The organism is Candidatus Margulisiibacteriota bacterium (assembly GCA_041661965.1).
Classification (GTDB): domain Bacteria; phylum Margulisbacteria; class WOR-1; order O2-12-FULL-45-9; family XYB2-FULL-48-7; genus XYB2-FULL-45-9.
Genome location: JBAZTH010000003.1, coordinates 20,112 through 36,450, shown reverse-complemented (window position 1 = coordinate 36,450; position 16,339 = coordinate 20,112). Strand labels below are relative to the sequence as shown.

The 16,339-nt window shown below is 50.3% G+C and carries 15 protein-coding genes and 2 tRNA genes; 10 read left to right on the top strand and 7 right to left on the bottom strand.

The genetic code is table 11. From position 1 onward, the window contains the following. Genes WC772_05940 through WC772_05930 form a run of 3 tightly spaced genes read left to right on the top strand, consistent with a single transcriptional unit; the run spans position 1 to position 4,439 of the window. Positions 1-1,338 carry an SUMF1/EgtB/PvdO family nonheme iron enzyme gene (locus tag WC772_05940; GenBank protein MFA6170292.1) on the top strand — a complete coding sequence of 446 codons (1,338 nt, stop codon included), beginning with the start codon at positions 1-3 and terminating at the stop codon, positions 1,336-1,338. Further along, positions 1,335-3,071 (top strand): hypothetical protein, encoded by a 1,737-nt coding sequence (locus WC772_05935; GenBank protein MFA6170291.1) that lies wholly within the window; start codon positions 1,335-1,337, stop codon positions 3,069-3,071. The genes WC772_05940 and WC772_05935 overlap by 4 nt, the downstream gene beginning before the upstream one ends. Before the next feature lie 3 nt (positions 3,072-3,074). Next, positions 3,075-4,439 carry a hypothetical protein gene (locus tag WC772_05930; protein ID MFA6170290.1) on the top strand — a complete coding sequence of 455 codons (1,365 nt, stop codon included), beginning with the start codon at positions 3,075-3,077 and terminating at the stop codon, positions 4,437-4,439. Positions 4,440-4,812: 373 nt separating this feature from the next. Here WC772_05930 and WC772_05925 read toward each other — a convergent pair. Next, positions 4,813-4,889 (bottom strand) — tRNA-Ile (locus WC772_05925). 133 nt (positions 4,890-5,022) lie between these two features. Here WC772_05925 and WC772_05920 point away from each other — a divergent pair. The 5 genes from WC772_05920 to WC772_05900 are packed head-to-tail and all read left to right on the top strand — an operon-like array spanning position 5,023 to position 9,751. Next, positions 5,023-5,793, top strand: coding sequence for a Ku protein (locus WC772_05920; protein ID MFA6170289.1), 771 nt, complete (start codon positions 5,023-5,025; stop codon positions 5,791-5,793). Beyond that, on the top strand, positions 5,793-6,623 hold the full coding sequence (locus WC772_05915) for a Ku protein (GenBank protein ID MFA6170288.1): 831 nt from the start codon (positions 5,793-5,795) through the stop codon (positions 6,621-6,623). The genes WC772_05920 and WC772_05915 overlap by 1 nt, the downstream gene beginning before the upstream one ends. Then, positions 6,595-7,500 carry a non-homologous end-joining DNA ligase gene (gene ligD, locus WC772_05910; protein MFA6170287.1) on the top strand — a complete coding sequence of 302 codons (906 nt, stop codon included), beginning with the start codon at positions 6,595-6,597 and terminating at the stop codon, positions 7,498-7,500. Before WC772_05915 ends, ligD (WC772_05910) begins: the two co-directional genes overlap by 29 nt. Beyond that, positions 7,497-9,032 carry a non-homologous end-joining DNA ligase gene (gene ligD, locus WC772_05905; GenBank protein MFA6170286.1) on the top strand — a complete coding sequence of 512 codons (1,536 nt, stop codon included), beginning with the start codon at positions 7,497-7,499 and terminating at the stop codon, positions 9,030-9,032. Before ligD (WC772_05910) ends, ligD (WC772_05905) begins: the two co-directional genes overlap by 4 nt. Continuing rightward, positions 9,029-9,751, top strand: coding sequence for a DUF72 domain-containing protein (locus WC772_05900; protein MFA6170285.1), 723 nt, complete (start codon positions 9,029-9,031; stop codon positions 9,749-9,751). The genes ligD (WC772_05905) and WC772_05900 overlap by 4 nt, the downstream gene beginning before the upstream one ends. A 16-nt stretch (positions 9,752-9,767) precedes the next feature. On the opposite strand, the gene WC772_05895 is transcribed toward WC772_05900, so the two are convergent. The 4 genes from WC772_05895 to WC772_05880 form a co-directional block, all read right to left on the bottom strand. After that, a complete protein-coding gene (locus tag WC772_05895; protein ID MFA6170284.1) occupies positions 9,768-10,097 on the bottom strand; it encodes a hypothetical protein in 330 nt (109 codons plus the stop codon). A 164-nt stretch (positions 10,098-10,261) separates the two neighbouring features. Further along, positions 10,262-11,116 (bottom strand): ankyrin repeat domain-containing protein, encoded by an 855-nt coding sequence (locus WC772_05890; GenBank protein MFA6170283.1) that lies wholly within the window; start codon positions 11,114-11,116, stop codon positions 10,262-10,264. Between the two features lie 419 nt (positions 11,117-11,535). Then, a tRNA-Gln gene (locus WC772_05885) sits at positions 11,536-11,606 on the bottom strand. A 70-nt stretch (positions 11,607-11,676) separates the two neighbouring features. Then, on the bottom strand, positions 11,677-11,913 hold the full coding sequence (locus WC772_05880) for a hypothetical protein (protein ID MFA6170282.1): 237 nt from the start codon (positions 11,911-11,913) through the stop codon (positions 11,677-11,679). 58 nt (positions 11,914-11,971) lie between these two features. Here WC772_05880 and nadB point away from each other — a divergent pair, with 58 nt between their 5' ends. Together nadB and WC772_05870 are read left to right on the top strand one after the other, a co-directional pair. Beyond that, on the top strand, positions 11,972-13,543 hold the full coding sequence (gene nadB / locus WC772_05875) for an L-aspartate oxidase (GenBank protein ID MFA6170281.1): 1,572 nt from the start codon (positions 11,972-11,974) through the stop codon (positions 13,541-13,543). 47 nt (positions 13,544-13,590) lie between these two features. Next, the gene (locus WC772_05870) at positions 13,591-14,511 is read left to right on the top strand and encodes an HAD family hydrolase (protein MFA6170280.1); all 921 of its coding nucleotides are present in this window, start codon (positions 13,591-13,593) and stop codon (positions 14,509-14,511) included. An 18-nt stretch (positions 14,512-14,529) separates the two neighbouring features. Here WC772_05870 and WC772_05865 read toward each other — a convergent pair whose 3' ends face one another. Then, complete coding sequence (locus tag WC772_05865) at positions 14,530-16,044, bottom strand: R3H domain-containing nucleic acid-binding protein (protein MFA6170279.1); 1,515 nt, start codon at positions 16,042-16,044, stop codon at positions 14,530-14,532. Continuing rightward, positions 16,041-16,328, bottom strand: a complete 288-nt coding sequence (locus tag WC772_05860; protein MFA6170278.1) for an HU family DNA-binding protein — start codon at positions 16,326-16,328, stop codon at positions 16,041-16,043. The genes WC772_05865 and WC772_05860 overlap by 4 nt, the downstream gene beginning before the upstream one ends. Positions 16,329-16,339 lie beyond the last annotated feature (11 nt).

Below are 16,339 nucleotides of genomic sequence, written 5' to 3'. Positions count from 1 at the left end.
ATGGTCACGCCGGTAACCAATAAATCAATAATTCACTTGTCCCAAAGAGCCCTGCCGGCTTTGCGGGGAGTGGCCAGTATTTCCTCTTTTGCTATCGGCAAAGATAATCTCGCCCCCTGTCTCACCAAGCTTTTCCAACGACAAGAGATCAAACTAATAGGGATTCAGCTCGATACCGCCGCCAAAGTTAGGCTCCTGGGAATGCGCCCTGATCTAGCAACGAGAACTGTCGCCGAAACACCCGAGGCTATTTTCGCTTCGCTGGGACTGTCAGCCTTCCTAACGCAAGATAAACAGCTTTATATTCTAGGCGACAAACAGAATGACGATCTGATGGTCAGGGGGGCGATTCCTCCCGCTGCGGCCGGCCAACCGCAAATTGCCTTGCCCGAAATGGTCCCTATTTCAGACGGCCTCATGATCATGAAGTATGAAGTAACGGTCAGCTTGTTCAAGCGGGTGATGGCCGGCTATAGCTTTGAAGGAGCTTGGTCCAAGGAACTTAGAAAAATTCTTGCCGATCCAGAAAAAGAAGGCGGCACATTAACTTGGGCAAGCTTAGATGATGCCGTAGAATTTGCCCGGAAATTAAGCGATCTCACCGGCAGGCAATTCAGGCTCCCAACCGAAGAAGAATGGGAAGCGGTAACAGATGATTTGTTCGGCTCAAATTGGGAATGGACGATGACACAATCTGCGGGCGCCTCTTACGAAAAACCTTCTTTTGTTCTCCGCTGTCGGGGCCGCTCTGGCCGCGATAATTATATTCCCTGGGAGCGCTTTTCCAGCAACGCGATCCGCCTGGTCGAGGTTCTTCCAATTGGGACATCCGCCACCGTCCCCTCAATCATGGATCGATATATCAATCGCACGGATGACAGAAAGACAGAGGATCTGGCTAATTGGCTCCGATTTGACCTCGGCCATGCGGCCTTTAATCTTGCGAGTGTTGTGGAACACCGAAGGGCCGTGGCCGCGCTCTCGCTCATCGACCAGGCTGATGTCAACGAAATATTAAAGACGATGATCAGGGGGGACAATGTTAATTTTAAAGTAATGCCCAGGATCATGCACCAATTGGCCGTGAACCACCCCGACTACGCCCTCCCCCTTTTCCAGCGCCTGGCGGACGATTCGGCCTGTGTCGTCGTCGCGGTTCAAGACCTCCTCCCCAAAGAAGCTTCGGAGCTTCTGGGGGTGTTTTTGCGGGAAGAAAACGGAATGGAGCGGATCGCCAGCCTGCTGGCGCGGTGTCCAAAGAAGCTCGCGGAATTAATAGAGCCGTATATTGAAGTCTTGAAAGCCGCGTCTGATCTATCGGAGATTAAAAGCTCATGATAGCGCCGGTAAGCGACAAATCGATCATCCGTTTGCCGCAAAAGCCCATGCCCGCTTTGCGGGGGGTGGTCGAGATATCTTATTTTGCCCTTGGGAGAGAAAAGCTTGGCCCCTGCCTAAGAGGGCTTTTAGGGATTGAGCTAAAGGGAATATATCTCGATAATACGGCTAAGATCCGGTTGCTGGGAATGACCCCATCTCTGGAAAAAAGAGCGGCCGGCTTTGCCATTGCGGAAAATATCTTCGCTGATTTACAGGTTGAGCTTTTTCTAACGCAAGAACAGGCGCTTTTTCTTTTAGCCGATAAACAAAACGTCAGCTTGTTGGCCAGGACATTTTCCAATCCGGCCCTGCTCTCCTCCCCTCAACCCCAACTCGCGCTACCGGAAATGTTTGACGTTTCCGACCAACTCCGCATTATGACAAGCGCCGTTACAGTTGGCTTATTCAAGCAGGTGATGGAGGGCTATCTCATTGTTGGCCAAAATGCCGCTCTGCTGCGGGCGGAACTTAGCGAACCGGCAAAGGCAGCAAACAGGCTGGTTGCCAACTTATTGGACGCCAGAGAGTTTGCCAAGCGCTTAAGCGAGCTGACCGGCCGAAGGTTCCGGGTACCGACTAATCAGGAAATATTGAGAGCGCTGAAAAAGGATTCGGCTAAGTTTCGCCCCTCATGGGCGCTGACCGAATCGAGGCCTGACGAAGACGAAGAAATATATTTTCGCCGTCATCTCTCCAGAGCCGGCGGTCTGAACACTTGCGGCCTCAACGAGCGCTCGACCAGCAGTTCGATTGTTTTGGTCGAAGACGTCAATGCCGATCCGCTTTCAGAAACCTGGCTAAGAGCAATGCGGCGGCAATTGCGGGGTCAAGGGATCTCGCTGGTCGACCAACCGGCCGAAAAAGCAAAAAAGTTTGAAGCCGGCCCTCATAAGATTGAAATATTAGACCCTAATCCGGCCAACCTGACGCTTTTGATCCATAACGTCGCCACGCGATTTGAAACCGGCTCATTAGGGAGCGAACCATCTTCCTCCGCCGGGACAGCTGAAATCTCTTTGACCGCCAGGCTGGTCGAAAACGGGATTGAATTAAGCGCTCCCAATAAAGGCTTGAACACCTACCTGGTTTCTCCGGATGATCTGGAAAACATCTCTTTAAGCTGGGAAATTCTGCCCAATCGGACCCAGACCCGCAATGGCCCGGTCGGCTGGAACTATATCAGGGATTTCAACTTCCGCCAGATTGTCGAAGCCCTACCATCGGAATTTGAACCCCTTCGTCTTGAATTGTTAAAATCAACAGACCTTTCCTGGACAACTCTTTGTGCCGCCCTGCGCGTGGCCGAGCCGGGTATTTTCAGACGGGAAAAGTTCTTTAAGGCAGGCCCTTACCAGTTGAGAGTTTTGAACGCCCATCCAAATGAGTTTGTCTTTGTGATCCACAACATCCCGGCCAGGTATGAAGAGAAAAAAGACGGCGCGCCAACTAAAGTAACGGAAAAAATTGTTTACCTGAATATTAAGCTCAAAACCAACAAAATGACGATCGTTTTTTCACCCGCTGAAAGCTATTTTTCCCCAACGACGATTCGTCTCACCGATCTGCCTGACGGGGAGATCCCTTTAGTCTGGTCAACTTCCCGGAATCAGTTACGCTGTTCCGCGACACTGAACCTGCGTCCCGTCATTTTGGCGCTTTTCAAGGAAATCGAATCATTTAAGGACAAATAAACTATGATCACGCCGGTAACCAATAAATCAATAATTCACTTGTCCCAAAGAGCCCTGCCGGCTTTGCGGGGAGTTGTCGATATCTCTTCTTTTGCGATCGGCAAGGAGCGGCTTGGCCCCTGCCTCACCGCGCTCTGCCAACGACAGAGGATCGAACTCAATGGCATCCATCTCGACCGGATCGCCAAAATCAGGCTGCTGGGCATGCAGCCTTCGCTCGAAACAAGGGCGGCCGGCGGCGAAACCGCCGAAACGATCTTCGTTTCCCTGGAGCTGTCGGCCTTTCTGACAAATGAGGAGCATTTATTCATTCTGGGCGACAAAGAAAACCTGGCCGGGATCCAAAAGATGTTCCCAGCCGCCGTCCAACAGACTGCCTTGGAACTTCCCGAAATGCTCACCCTTTCAGGCAAAAGAAAAATCATGAGGGGGGAAGTCGCGGTTACTCTGTTTAAGCAGGTAATGGCCGGTTATAAAATCAAAGGACACAACGCTGACAAATTGAGGGAATTCCTTTCTGATCCGGCCAATGAAGGGAAAACCGTCACTTATGTGAGTTTGGACGACGCCATGGAATTTGCCAAACGGCTAAGCGAGCTGACCGGCAGGAAGTTCCTGGTTCAAACTGAAGAGGAATGGCAACAGGCCAGAGAACAGCTGACTGGCGACCGAGTCACCTGGACAGTAACCCCTTACATGGACAAGCCAGATTTAAATATAACTTGCTATCTTAACGTTCCGGACATGCAATTCGCCTCCCGCCCCAATGTCCGGGAAGGGAACATGGGCATTCGTTTGGTTGAAGAGCTCCCAAGCGAAACTCTCCCCCTCCCCCTGTCGACGCCGCACTTGTACGATGAAAACGGCGCCATTATCCAGGAGGAATATGACCGGCGGGTCGCCCGGCTGGAAGAGATGGGGGTTAAACTTTATCGCTCGTACACGGTCACCGAAGAAGGCGGCTACACCGATTATGAACGGGACCAATTTGTGGAACAAAATATGGAAGTTGAAAAGCAGGACCCTTATCCCGATTGGCTAAAGAATGCGTTGGTCCAAAATTATGACCGGATCAAAGGGGTCTTTGAACGGCACGGCCGGGAGAGGCTAGCCAGAATGTTCGAATCTATCGGTAATCCGGAAATTCAAACTCTCCTTAAAAAAGAATCTGCCGATGGAACACGATCGAAAGTCTCTTCTTTTATCGAGCTAATGGAATACATGGGAAAGAGCCGCCATTACCTCAATTTCGGCGCCTGGGTCTGGAATAATCGCGAAGAGATCAAAAATGAAGGTTTGGGACGACTGCTTTTTGAGGTGACCAACGCCTCGCCGGATGAACTCGATAAAATGCTGCGGGGAAACTAACGGAAAACGCCTCACCTGGCAGACGATCAGAGGACCTTGCCTCCGGCAGAGGATCAATCTTTTATTAAAATAAGATATTAAATATCTTTCAAAAAATTAGACAAAAGATCTTTCAAATAATCCTGGTCCTGAAGGAGATACGAGATCATAAACGCTGTCGAAATAAAGAAGGTATCCGGCATCGCAACCACCCCCCAAATAACATTTATGAACAGGTTTCATGTCTCGCCCTCACCCCCTTTGTTGATCCCCTCTGCCGGAGGGGACAGTATTCTAGTAAAGTCCATGGCAGAATGCAAGGGGTAAAGGATTATTTTGAGGTTTAGTGTTTGGATTTTAGAGTTTCCCAATTTTGCCAAGCAAAATTGGGAAATGGTGGGCCCAGGTGGAATCGAACCACCGACCTCACGCTTATCAGGCGTGCGCTCTAGCCATCTGAGCTATGAGCCCATCGAATATTAATCTATTTTAGCAAAATTTCCCGACTTAGGCAATTCGTCCTGCGCCCAAGCTAGATCAAATATCGCTCTACCTCCGCTATTTGACCTATGATATAATCGCCTGTATTCATAAGAGGTTATTTATGGCACAAACTTTATGGATTGGGAACATACATTTTAAAACCACGAATGTGCCGGTCAAACTGCTTACCGCGGTTAGCCAGAACCGAATACAGCTCCATCTCTTCCACAAAACCGACGGGATAAAACTCCGTCAGCAGATGATCTGCGCCTACGAAAAAACGCCGGTTTCATCAGACCAGCAGTTAAAAGGTTTTCGGGTTGGTGAAAGAAGCTATATCCCGATCTCCCCTGAAGAACTTGCACAAACGGAACCCAAACCAAGCCGGACGATTGCGGTCCACGAATTTGTCAAGACCGATGCGATCGATCCGGTTTTCATGGGACAGACTTATCGCCTTGAACCGGCGGCTCCCGGCAAAGTCTATGGCCTGCTGGCGGCGGCGCTGAAGGAAACGGGCCGCCAAGGCCTTTGCACCTGGACGATGAGAAAGCGAGCACACCTCGGCGCCTTGCGGTCGGACGGTAAATCGCTCAATTTGATCGTCTTAAGGTTCGCGGATGAGATAATCCGGGCAAAATCCCTGGGCTTGGAGTCGTTTTCCATATCCGAAAAAGAGCTGAACATTGCCGGCGAATTGATCGGAAAGCTGACCGTCCCTTTTCAGCCCGAAAAATATACCGATGAGCATCAGAAAAAATTGCGCGCTCTGATAGGGAAAAAAGCGCGCGGTGAAAAGATCAGGCTTTCCAAGCCCAAACACCTTACAGCCACCGTTCCCAGCAAGCTGCTTGAGGTACTGGAAGAAAGCCTGCAGAAAGCGGCCGCCTGATGAAAAAGACTTCACCCCCAAAAACAGCTCCGCAGGGGATCTGGAGCGGGACAATCAGCTTCAGCCTGGTAGCGATCCCCGTACGACTGGTCCGGGCGTTGGCCCCCGGGCTGATCGCCTTCCGCCTGCTGCATGACAAGGACTATTCTCCTCTGGAGCGGAAAATGTTCTGCCCCGAAGATGAAGCCATTGTCCCTCCCGAGGAAATTACCAAGGGTTATGAAATAGCGCCCGGCCGGCACATCATGATCTCCGACGAGGAATTGGAATCGGTCTCACCCGAGCGGAGCCGCACCATTGAAATATCTGAATTCATCGACCTTAATGAGGTCGCCCCCATTTATTACGAACGCCCGTATTATCTCGTTCCTTTAAAAGGCGGGGAAAAAGCCTATCGGCTTCTCGCCCTGGCCCTGCAAAAGACCAATAAGGCCGGGATCGCGAAATTCGTGCTCGACGAGCGGGGATACTTGGCCCTAATCAAGAACAGGGACGGCGCCCTGGAACTGAATACTCTGCATTACAGCGATGAAATAATTCCCGGCAAGGACCGGAAAAAGGCCGGATTCACGGAAAAAGAAAAAGATCGCCTCAAAAAAATCATTAAGGAGATGACGGCTGATTTCGCCCCGGAAAAATATTCGGACCGGCGCCGGCAGGCTTTTCTTGATCTCATAAAAAAGAAAATAGGGAAAAAAGCGGCGGTCGAAGCCCCGGAGATCGAAGACGAAGAGGCGGAGGAAGGGATGGCCGATCTCATGGCCGCCCTGCAGGAAAGCATGCGCAAGATGAGAAAAGCCGATGAACAAAAAAAACATAAGCATCAATGATCGGGAGTTGTCCCTGTCCAACCCCGAAAAAATCCTCTACCCTGCCTATGGTTTTACTAAAGTGCGTATTCTTGAATACTACAGCCGCGTCGCCCGTTTCATTCTCCCGCACCTTAAGGATCGGGCCTTGACCCTAAAACGTTATCCGCAGGGAGTCGACCAGGAATATTTTTTTGAAAAACGGTGTCCCGCGCACCGCCCCAACTGGGTGAAAACAGCGGCGCTCCCGTACGGCAAAGACAAGAAAATAGCTTATTGTTTGGCCAATAATCTGGAAACTCTCATCTGGCTGGAAAATCTCGCGTCGATCGAACTTCATGTCCCTTTGGCCAGGGCCGCTTCTTACCGCACCCCCGACGCCGTGGTTTTCGACCTTGATCCCGGCGACGGCGCGGACATCTTGGACTGCGCCAGAGTAGCGCTTATTCTAAAAGAGCTGCTGGCCCGCCAGCACCTCTTAAGCTGGGTAAAAACTTCAGGCAGAAAAGGCCTGCACGTGTTTGTCCCGCTGAATTCAAAAGGGACGAGCTTCGAAAATACCAAGAGCTTTTCCCGGGCGGTAGCGGAAACGATGCAGAATAAATATCCCGATCTGGTCACCGCCAGGATGGACAAAAAATATCGCCGGAACAAGGTTTTTATCAACTGGTCGCAAAATGACGCCTCCAAGACGATGGTCTGCGCTTATTCCCTGCGCGCCGAGGAAAAACCGTATGTTTCTTGCCCGCTTAAATGGCCGGAGCTCGAGAAATTATTAAAACTGAAAAAACCGGATAAGTTCCAGGTCCTGGCGGCTGAAGCCGTTAAAAGAGTGGGAAAAGACGGGGACCTTTTCCGGGAAGTCTTAACCAAAAAACAAAGGCTGCCTAATGTATGACCTTAAGTAAATATAAAAAAAAGAGGCATTTCAATAAAACCCCGGAACCTCCGGGGGGGTTCGACAGCAAAGACAAGAGAGAATACCCGATTTTTGTCGTGCACAAGCATGCCGCTAGACGCCTTCATTACGACCTCCGGCTGGAAATGCAGGGGGTGCTGAAAAGCTTTGCCGTTCCCAAAGGGCCCTCCCTTGATCCGGCCGTAAAACGGCTGGCTGTCATGGTCGAGGACCACCCTCTTGATTATAAAGATTTCGAGGGGGTCATACCCGAAGGTAATTACGGCGCCGGTAAAGTTCTGCTCTGGGACCGGGGATTTTACAGCCCGCTCTCTTCCTTGGACAAGAAAAAAAGCGAAGCCCTCCTGCTGCAAGGCTTAAAGAAAGGCGATCTAAAATTCATCTTGGCGGGGGAAAAACTAAAAGGGGAATTCGCGCTGATCAAGACGCGCTGGGACAAAAACTCCTGGCTATTGATAAAGAAAAAAGACCGGTACGCATCTACCGCCGACATTCTGAAGCGCGACCGGTCCGTGCTTTCCCACCAGCCCATTGAGGAACCGGCGGGTAAAACACCTGCCCAGCCCGGCGCAAGGCCGCACAAAGTCCGGCCAATGCTGGCGACTGCCGCCGGCAAGCCGTTCGACAACGACGACTGGATCTTCGAGGTCAAATGGGACGGGTACCGGGCGATCGCCGAGATCAGCCCTAACAACGTCTTGCTCTACTCGCGCAACCAGCGCTCGCTCGCGGACAAATTTCCCGGGATCGTGGAATCCCTGAAAAAGCTCAAATTTAACGCCGTGCTGGACGGCGAGGTGGTCGCCGTCGATAAGACCGGCAAACCGGTTTTTCAGCTGCTTCAGGATTATCGGCGCCGGGTTCCCGGCCGTTTGATCTATTACGTATTTGATATCCTGTTTTACCAAAACCGCGACCTGACCGGTTTGGAGCTCCGAAAAAGGAAAGAACTCCTTAAACAGGTCCTGCCTGACGACGCGCGCGTCAGGTATGCCGAGCACGTAAAAAAGGACGGCGTCTCTTTTTTCAAGGCGGTGAAAAAACAAGGCCTGGAGGGAATCGTCGCCAAACATGCGAAGAGCCGGTACCAAGCGGGCGTCAGAAGCAAACTGTGGCTGAAGATAAAGTACCAACCGACGCAAGATTGCGTTATTGTCGGCTTCACCCGGCCCCGCGGCTCAAGGGGATATTTCGGCAGCCTGGTCTTGGGCGCGTTCGAAAACAAAAAACTTATTTATGTCGGCCATTCAGGCGGCGGGTTTGGCGGGCAAAATATCAAAATGATCTACGACCGGCTTCGGCCCCTGGTTCGGAAGAACTGTCCGCTTAGCGCCCTCCCGCCCGAGAGTGAAACCGTCACCTGGGTAAAGCCGGAGCTTGTTTGCGAAGTCGCTTTTACGGAATGGACAAAAGACGGCGTGATGCGGCAGCCGAAATTTGTGAGGTTCCGCGAAGATAAATCTCCAGCCGAGGCAATCCGCGAAAGAGCCGGGCGGAGGCAGTCGCCATGAATTATTATATCGGCACCAGCGGCTACGGCTACAAGGAGTGGCAAGGGAATTTTTATCCGGAAAAGATTTCAGCGGGGAAAAGGCTCTCTTTTTACGCCAGCCGGCTGATGACCGTCGAAATAAACAACACTTTTTACCGGATGCCGACAATCAACGTGGTGGAGGCTTGGGCCGACCAGGTCCCGGCCGGATTTATCTTCGCCGTTAAAGCACCCCAAATGATCACCCATATTAAACGGCTGCAAAACGTCAGCAAAGAAGCCAGATATTTTTTCACGATCGTCTCGGTCCTGGGCAAGAAGCTGGGCCCCGTCCTTTTCCAGTTCCCGGCGAGCTTTCGCCAGGACATCCCTTTACTCGAGAAATTTATCGGCCATATCCCCCCCAAAATAGCCTGCGCCTTCGATTTCCGAAGCACGACCTGGCTCAATAAAGAGACTTATGATCTGCTAAGGAAAAGAAATTTCTCCCTCTGCCTCGAGGATACCGATGAAAAACCGGTCACAGAGCTCATCAGCACCGCGACCTGGGGTTACCTGCGCCTGCGCCGGACGGACTATACAGACCGCCAGCTGGCGCAATGGGTAAAAAAGGTCGGCACCCAGAAGTGGGAAAAAGTGTTCGTCTTTTTTAAGCACGATGATGATGAAGCGGCCAGAGCCCCCGCCCTAGCGGCCGGGTTTAGCGAATTATGCCGCAAATTTGAGCAAAGCAAATAAAAAGCTGCTTTTACATTTACCCCAACAATTGTTTAATTTTATCATTAAGAGATTTTGCAGTGCTTTTTAATTCTTTAACGGGATATTCACCACCAGTCTCCCTATTTGCACTCATTTCATCATTGCAGTAAGCATCATAACAATTTAATATTATTCTCATAATAATTAACTCTAGTGAATTAAATTCATATTCACCCTGACCGCTTATTTTATTGTAAATGCTCTTCAAGTTGCTTTCATCAACCCCCCGGCAACAATTATAAGCATTGACTTTTAATGCGTGATTAATAAGACATGACGCCTCATTTTGCGTTATAAATATTTTAATTTGTTTGTCGAAACCCATATATTCCACCACCTTTTCTTTGATTTATTTTACTTGCCTAAATATTCTTTATATTCTTGGAATGTTTCATCGCTATTCTATCACCGCCATCCAACCCTAAATGAGCCCGCATCAACACCGAAGATTCCCTGTGGCTTGGTACTATCAGTATATTATTTTATGTATCAGATGATTCCGCCAAAGCGTTTTAATAATTTTGCGATTTCCTGATGGTTTTCAGGTAATTTTAATGGTGGGGGAGGACTCGTCACATAATAAAGAGGAGTTCTATCAAATTTATTTCTTGAGTTAACATTTGCTCCATTTTTCAACAAATAATTGACTATATCATAATGCCCTCGCAACGAAGCCTCATGCAATGCAGTGCGTTGGGCTGGACCATTATGATATTCCATATCAGCTCCATGTTTGATCAGGGACATTACTACATTTAATTTGCCGTTACTAGCCGCATAATACAAAGCTGACAAGCCCGGCCCCACCACATCATTAACATTTGCGCCGTTTTGTAGCGCATACTTAATTTGCTCAATATTCCCTTCAGATGCACCAGTTATAAGATTTGCATGAACTTTCTCTGCTTTATCAAATCCATAGTTGCCAACAACACCCTCTGCTACGTTTGAGTTGATTGTCTGTTGCTTATAATATTCTCTAACGTTAGCTTTGCCATTCTCTAAATTAACCAGCAAAATGGTAATCAAACCAGAAATTAAAATAAATATCCCTGTTGCTCGAAGCAATATTAAAGCACTTAACAAGAGGCTTTGCTTGCTAAAAGGAGGGGCTATTAACATGCTTCGAAAAGTATACGCCACCGTAGTTAAGGCGAGGATAAGGCCCCACAAGGTCGCCTTCCCCATGCCAGCATTGCAAGCTGACGCTGGATATATATTTACCAAAAACAACCAAATGACACACTCAATCATCATCAGTAAAAACAAATAATAAACAAATAAAACAAAGAAGAACCCGACCCTTAAAAACATTATTTTTGCCTTTGCTAAAATATTATTCATGCCAGAAAGTATAGCATAATGGTCAGATTTATCAGGGTATTCATGAACCAATAATCAGTGGCAAACAATTTGAGCAGATCAAGCGCTTCACAAACGGAAATTGGTCCCAAAATGGCATCCGGCTAAACATTTCCTATTCCCTGGAATGGTCAAGTGCAAAGAATGCAGTTCGACCATGACACCAACATTTACTAATAAGATCGGACGAAGAGCCTTCGGCTTCAGAAACTTTAAAAATTACAGATTGAGAGTCAAAGCACTATGTGCTTAAATTGGGTGCTGGCCCCTGTTGTTGGAGTAGAGCCGATTTATTTAATAAAGTAATCTAGAAGTCTCGACTCACTTCGTTCGCTCGACATCCTTCGACTCGAAAGAGGAACTTGTCCTGAGCGAGGAAGCGAAGCGACCGAGTCGAAGGACTGGGGGACAGGGATTCGAACCCCGATACGCAGCTCCAGAGGCTGCAGTCCTACCGTTAGACGATCCCCCAACGCCTCGACTCGTCCGCCTGCGGCGGACTCGCTCGGCGCCGGCAGGCAGGTTGGTCATTTGACATTATTTCAGTATGGCGGATTCCACCAATGAGGCTGAAAAACCAGGATAAACAATCCGTATAGGACAATAAAAACTGCCAGGCCAATGAAGACTTTAAAGCCCCCCGCCAATGGTTCCTGCCATCTTTTCCTCATCCACCAAGCAAAAAGCAAGGCCGCAACCCCGACAATTAACGCGCCAAACCCCTTAAAAAACGGGCTGGTATTGGTAAATTGGACGATATCGACGACCCATTCGAACATGACAAGATTATAGCCTACTTTAATTTAACTTTCCACTCCCCTGGTGTATAATGAATTTATGTCGGATAACCTCTTTTCCTGTGATTTTTTGATCATCGGCGGCGGGATTGCCGGTCTTTCGGCCGCTCTCGAAGCCAGTAAATACGGACGGGTCGTCATCCTGACCAAAGGGAAAATCGGCGAAAGCGCCACCGAAAAAGCCCAAGGCGGGATTGCCGCCGCTATCGACCAGCTCCGCGACTCAACCGAGTTCCATTTTGAAGATACCATCGCCGCCGGCGCCGGATTATGCGACGAAAAAGCGGTCCGGATCCTGGTCACCGAAGGGATCGATCGGGTCAAAGAACTGATCCAAATGGGAGCCCGCTTCGATCGGGCCGAAACCGAAGCCAGCGGCGAGTTTGCCCTCGCCCTTGAAGGGGCGCATAAACGCCGCCGCATCCTCCACGCCGGAGACGAGACCGGCAAAGAGATCGAAAAGACCCTTGGCCGCCGGGTCGTCAGTGAAAACAAGGTCATAATTCACCAGGGAATGATGGGGATCGACCTGCTAATGGACAATGGCCGCTGTATCGGGGCCCGCGCGCTGGAGAGCAAAACCGGCTTGGTCAATACCTATCAAGCCAAAGCGGTCCTAGTCGCGACCGGCGGGGTCTGCCAGATCTATCTTTATACGACCAACCCGCCTTTTACGACCGGTGACGGGATCGCCATGGCTTACCGGGCCGGCGCCGCCGTGACCGACATGGAATTCGTCCAATTCCACCCAACCGCCTTGGTTCAGTTCAAACAATTTGAAGATATCGTCGCCCTCCCCCGCTTTCTGATCTCGGAAGCGGTCCGCGGCGAAGGAGGGGTCCTGTTAAACAACCGGGGCGAACGATTTATCAGTGAACTGGCGCCGCGCGATGTCGTCTCGCGAGCGATCATCGAGGAGCTGAAAACGACCGGCGAAGACCATGTTTTCCTCTCTCTGAAAGGGATCAACGCCGAAAAAATCAAGCACCGGTTCCCGATGATCTACAAAACCTGCCTTGACCGCGGGCTCGACATCACCCGCGACAACATCCCGGTCGCTCCGGCCGCCCATTATTTTATGGGGGGGATCAAGACCGATATCGACGGCCAGTCAAACATCCCCGGTCTCTATGCCGCCGGTGAATGCGCCTCCACCGGGGTCCACGGCGCCAACCGACTGGCTTCCAATTCCCTGCTTGAAGGGCTGGTCTTCGGCCACCGGGCCGCTTTAGCGGCTAAATCCGAAATACTAACTAAATTCGAAACAAGCCTAAAATCTCAAATGCCAAATCTTAAACCGCGTTTTAAAGACTTCGAAATCCAACGTTACAAGCTGATCATTAAAACCGCGATGTGGAACGGGGCCGGAATTATCCGTTCGCAGGAAAGTTTGGAAAACACCCGGCTTAAACTGGAAAAGCTGGAGAAAGATTTGATCTACCCGGTCGGTTCAGTTGAAGAACTGGAATTGAAGAATATGCTCTTGATCTCAAAATTGATCGCTAAAGCGGCCCTTGACCGCCAAGAATCGAGAGGCGCCCACTACCGGACCGATTACCCAGCGACCGACGATAAAAACTGGCAGAAGCACCTGGTTTATAAAAAAACATAATACCGCTGAAATTAACCGCAAAGTTTAACGAAACATCGATGGGTCTTATGAAAACAAATCCAACCTTATTTCATATAACAAACAAATACAGTGCTGTTCTAGTCGATAATTATGGCGTGCTTAGAACAGCCACCGCTCCCTTCCCCAGGGCATATAAAGCCTTGAGAGAATTACAGGATCAAGGCAAAGAAGTGTTTATCTTTTCAAACACCGCGAGCCATTTACCGGAGCAGCTCTGTAGTGAACTAGCGGCTCAGGGCGTTAAAACTGATGAAAAGCATGTAATCACAGCCGGTAGCGCTCTATCAATCGCCTTGGAAGAGCTGGGCTTAAAAGGGAAACCCCTGATTTGCGTCGGCAATCAAGCTACCGAGGAATACGTTAAAAGAGCCGGAGGCATATTGGTTGAGTCGTTAGAAGCCGAAGCCGCAATCCTTGGTCATCATGTTGAAGAATATAATTTAAGAAATTATTCATTGGCCTGGAAATTATGTAAAGAAGGAAGAAAACCAGCACTATTGGTAAATACCGATAAAATGATCCCAATAGACACCAGTTCGCAATCATCCGGACCCGGCTATATTGGCAAACAATTTGAAGAACAAACTGGAATTACCCCAATTGGCATCGGCAAGCCATTCTTTTACATGTATCAACTTGCGTTTCAAAGGCTCAATGGATTGCCCAAAAATCGCATCCTTGCGATTGGGGATACATTGGAAACAGATATTTTAGGGGCAAGCAACGCGGGGATCGATAGTTTATTAGTTCTTTCCGGGCTTCACGCTTGGGAGTTAGGCTATGTTCCACCGTGGATTGACCCCTCTTTTCCAAACGAGAAAAGAGCATTAGAAGATTATCTTGTATTGTCCGGCCTTCGCACAATGATAGTTCGAGGGTCTAAATTAGATTTGTTTATGCGGGAAAGAAAGCTGTACCCTACTTATACCCTGCCGCAGTTACAATAATTACAACCCTCTGGTTTATCAGGGATAAAGTCTGACCCGCCGCTTCGGCTCCTCGCCCACCGACTCGGAATGCAAGCCCGCTTCATCGGCCCGCTGGTGCTGGAGACGGCGCAAGTAGGAATTTTGGGGATTGAGATCGGTCGCCTTCTTTCCTTTCCTGATCTCGTCGATCGCCTCTTCCACTTCCCGCATGGCGACCGCTTCGTTCTCTTCTTTCCCGGCCGTGCCGAAATAAAACTTCAGGAATTTGATGATCTGCGAGGAAACGTTCTTTTTGATCACGTGGACCTGGATGTTCCTCTCTTCCGCCGCCAGCATGATCTTAGTCCCCGCCCTGGCTTTAGACCTGACGGTCAGGATCAGGTCGGCGTTATCGATCTCGGACGCGACAACCGCGGGAAGCTGCAGCGCCCGGAGCGAGCGCTCAATAGTCTGTTTATTGACGCCAAAAGGATAAATACGGACCGGGCCGTCGCCCTTTTCCGCCTCGCCCCGGATAAGCTCTTCATCCGAGGGCATTTCCATCGGTTCGAGCGCTTTTTGCGAAATTTCGATCTTGCCGTCCGGTTTGCGGACCCGGATCTCCGGCTGGATCGGGAAGCCGCGCAGGATCGCGTCGACCGAGCGGGCAACATCGCCGTAGATCGCGAACTTGTCGCGCTCCTGGATCTCGACGGCGATATCGAACGCCGGCGGCCCTTTTCTTTCCAGGACCGCTTTCTGGGTATGGCGGCGTTTGGCTTCTTCATCGCCTAAAATAACCGATTGGATCCCGCCGACCAGGTCGGTCAGGGTCGGATTGCTGATAATATTACCGAAAGTCACCCCGTGGGCGGTGCCGATCAGCTGGACGCCCCGTTCGGCGATCGTCTTGCAGGCGGCCGCTTCCGCTTCGGTCCCGATCTCGTCCACAATAATGACTTCCGGCATGTGGTTCTCAACCGCTTCGATCATGACCTTGTGCTGAAAATCCGGGGATGGAACTTGCATCCGGCGGGCGCTGCCGATCGCCGGGTGGGGAATATCGCCGTCGCCGCCGATCTCGTTGGAGGTATCGACCACGATCACCCGCTTCTTGAACTGTTCGCTCAAGACCCGGGCCGCTTCGCGCAGTTTGGTGGTCTTCCCGCTTCCCGGCGGTCCGACAAAGAGGACGTTTTTCCCTGATTCGACAACGTCCCTGATAATATCAATGGTGCCGATGATGGTCCGGCCGACCCGGCAGGTCAAACCGATGATCTTCCCCCGCCGGTTGCGGATACAAGATATTCGGTGCAAAGTCCGTTCCACCCCGGCCCGGTTATCAGTTGTAAAATCGCCGACTTTACCGACAACATGATCGATGTCGTCCTGGGAGGTCGTCATTTCGGGGAAATAATGAACGTTGTGGGAAAAACGGGCTTCGGCCGGTTTACCGAGGTCCAAAACAACCTCGACCAAGCCTTTGATCTCGGGATGAGCGACTATCGCTTGCTTGACCAGCGGCGGCAGGACCTCTAATAGACTGCTTAACTCTTCATCAAGAGTCGTCAAGCGCTCGGTTTGCCTTTGATCGCGTTCTTGAGATTGATCCCCGGAACGAAAGCCGGAGATTTGGAATCATCGATGGTGATCTGCGCTCCAGTCTGCGGGTTCCGGCCAATACGGCCCTTCCGCTTTCTGACCACAAAATTACCGAACCCAACCAGTCTGACTTTGTCATTACGGGTTAACGCTTCTTCGATCTCTTTTAAAACAACGTCGATCAGAGCTTCCGCTTGAGCTTTGGTCAAATCAGATTTATCCGCGACTTTTCCCGCCAATTGCTTCTTGTTCATACTATCCTCCT

What these genes read in the sequence shown, in the direction of transcription:
- WC772_05935 (MFA6170291.1), top strand. Translation starts at nt 1,335, where the DNA reads ATGATAGCGCCGGTAAGCGACAAATCGATCATCCGTTTGCCGCAAAAG.
- ligD (MFA6170286.1), top strand. Translation starts at nt 7,497, where the DNA reads ATGACCTTAAGTAAATATAAAAAAAAGAGGCATTTCAATAAAACCCCG.
- WC772_05920 (MFA6170289.1), top strand. Translation starts at nt 5,023, where the DNA reads ATGGCACAAACTTTATGGATTGGGAACATACATTTTAAAACCACGAAT.
- WC772_05895 (MFA6170284.1), bottom strand. Translation starts at nt 10,097, where the DNA reads ATGGGTTTCGACAAACAAATTAAAATATTTATAACGCAAAATGAGGCG.
- WC772_05900 (MFA6170285.1), top strand. Translation starts at nt 9,029, where the DNA reads ATGAATTATTATATCGGCACCAGCGGCTACGGCTACAAGGAGTGGCAA.
- WC772_05870 (MFA6170280.1), top strand. Translation starts at nt 13,591, where the DNA reads ATGAAAACAAATCCAACCTTATTTCATATAACAAACAAATACAGTGCT.
- ligD (MFA6170287.1), top strand. Translation starts at nt 6,595, where the DNA reads ATGAACAAAAAAAACATAAGCATCAATGATCGGGAGTTGTCCCTGTCC.
- WC772_05915 (MFA6170288.1), top strand. Translation starts at nt 5,793, where the DNA reads ATGAAAAAGACTTCACCCCCAAAAACAGCTCCGCAGGGGATCTGGAGC.
- WC772_05880 (MFA6170282.1), bottom strand. Translation starts at nt 11,913, where the DNA reads ATGTTCGAATGGGTCGTCGATATCGTCCAATTTACCAATACCAGCCCG.
- WC772_05940 (MFA6170292.1), top strand. Translation starts at nt 1, where the DNA reads ATGGTCACGCCGGTAACCAATAAATCAATAATTCACTTGTCCCAAAGA.
- WC772_05930 (MFA6170290.1), top strand. Translation starts at nt 3,075, where the DNA reads ATGATCACGCCGGTAACCAATAAATCAATAATTCACTTGTCCCAAAGA.
- WC772_05860 (MFA6170278.1), bottom strand. Translation starts at nt 16,328, where the DNA reads ATGAACAAGAAGCAATTGGCGGGAAAAGTCGCGGATAAATCTGATTTG.
- nadB (MFA6170281.1), top strand. Translation starts at nt 11,972, where the DNA reads ATGTCGGATAACCTCTTTTCCTGTGATTTTTTGATCATCGGCGGCGGG.
- WC772_05890 (MFA6170283.1), bottom strand. Translation starts at nt 11,116, where the DNA reads ATGAATAATATTTTAGCAAAGGCAAAAATAATGTTTTTAAGGGTCGGG.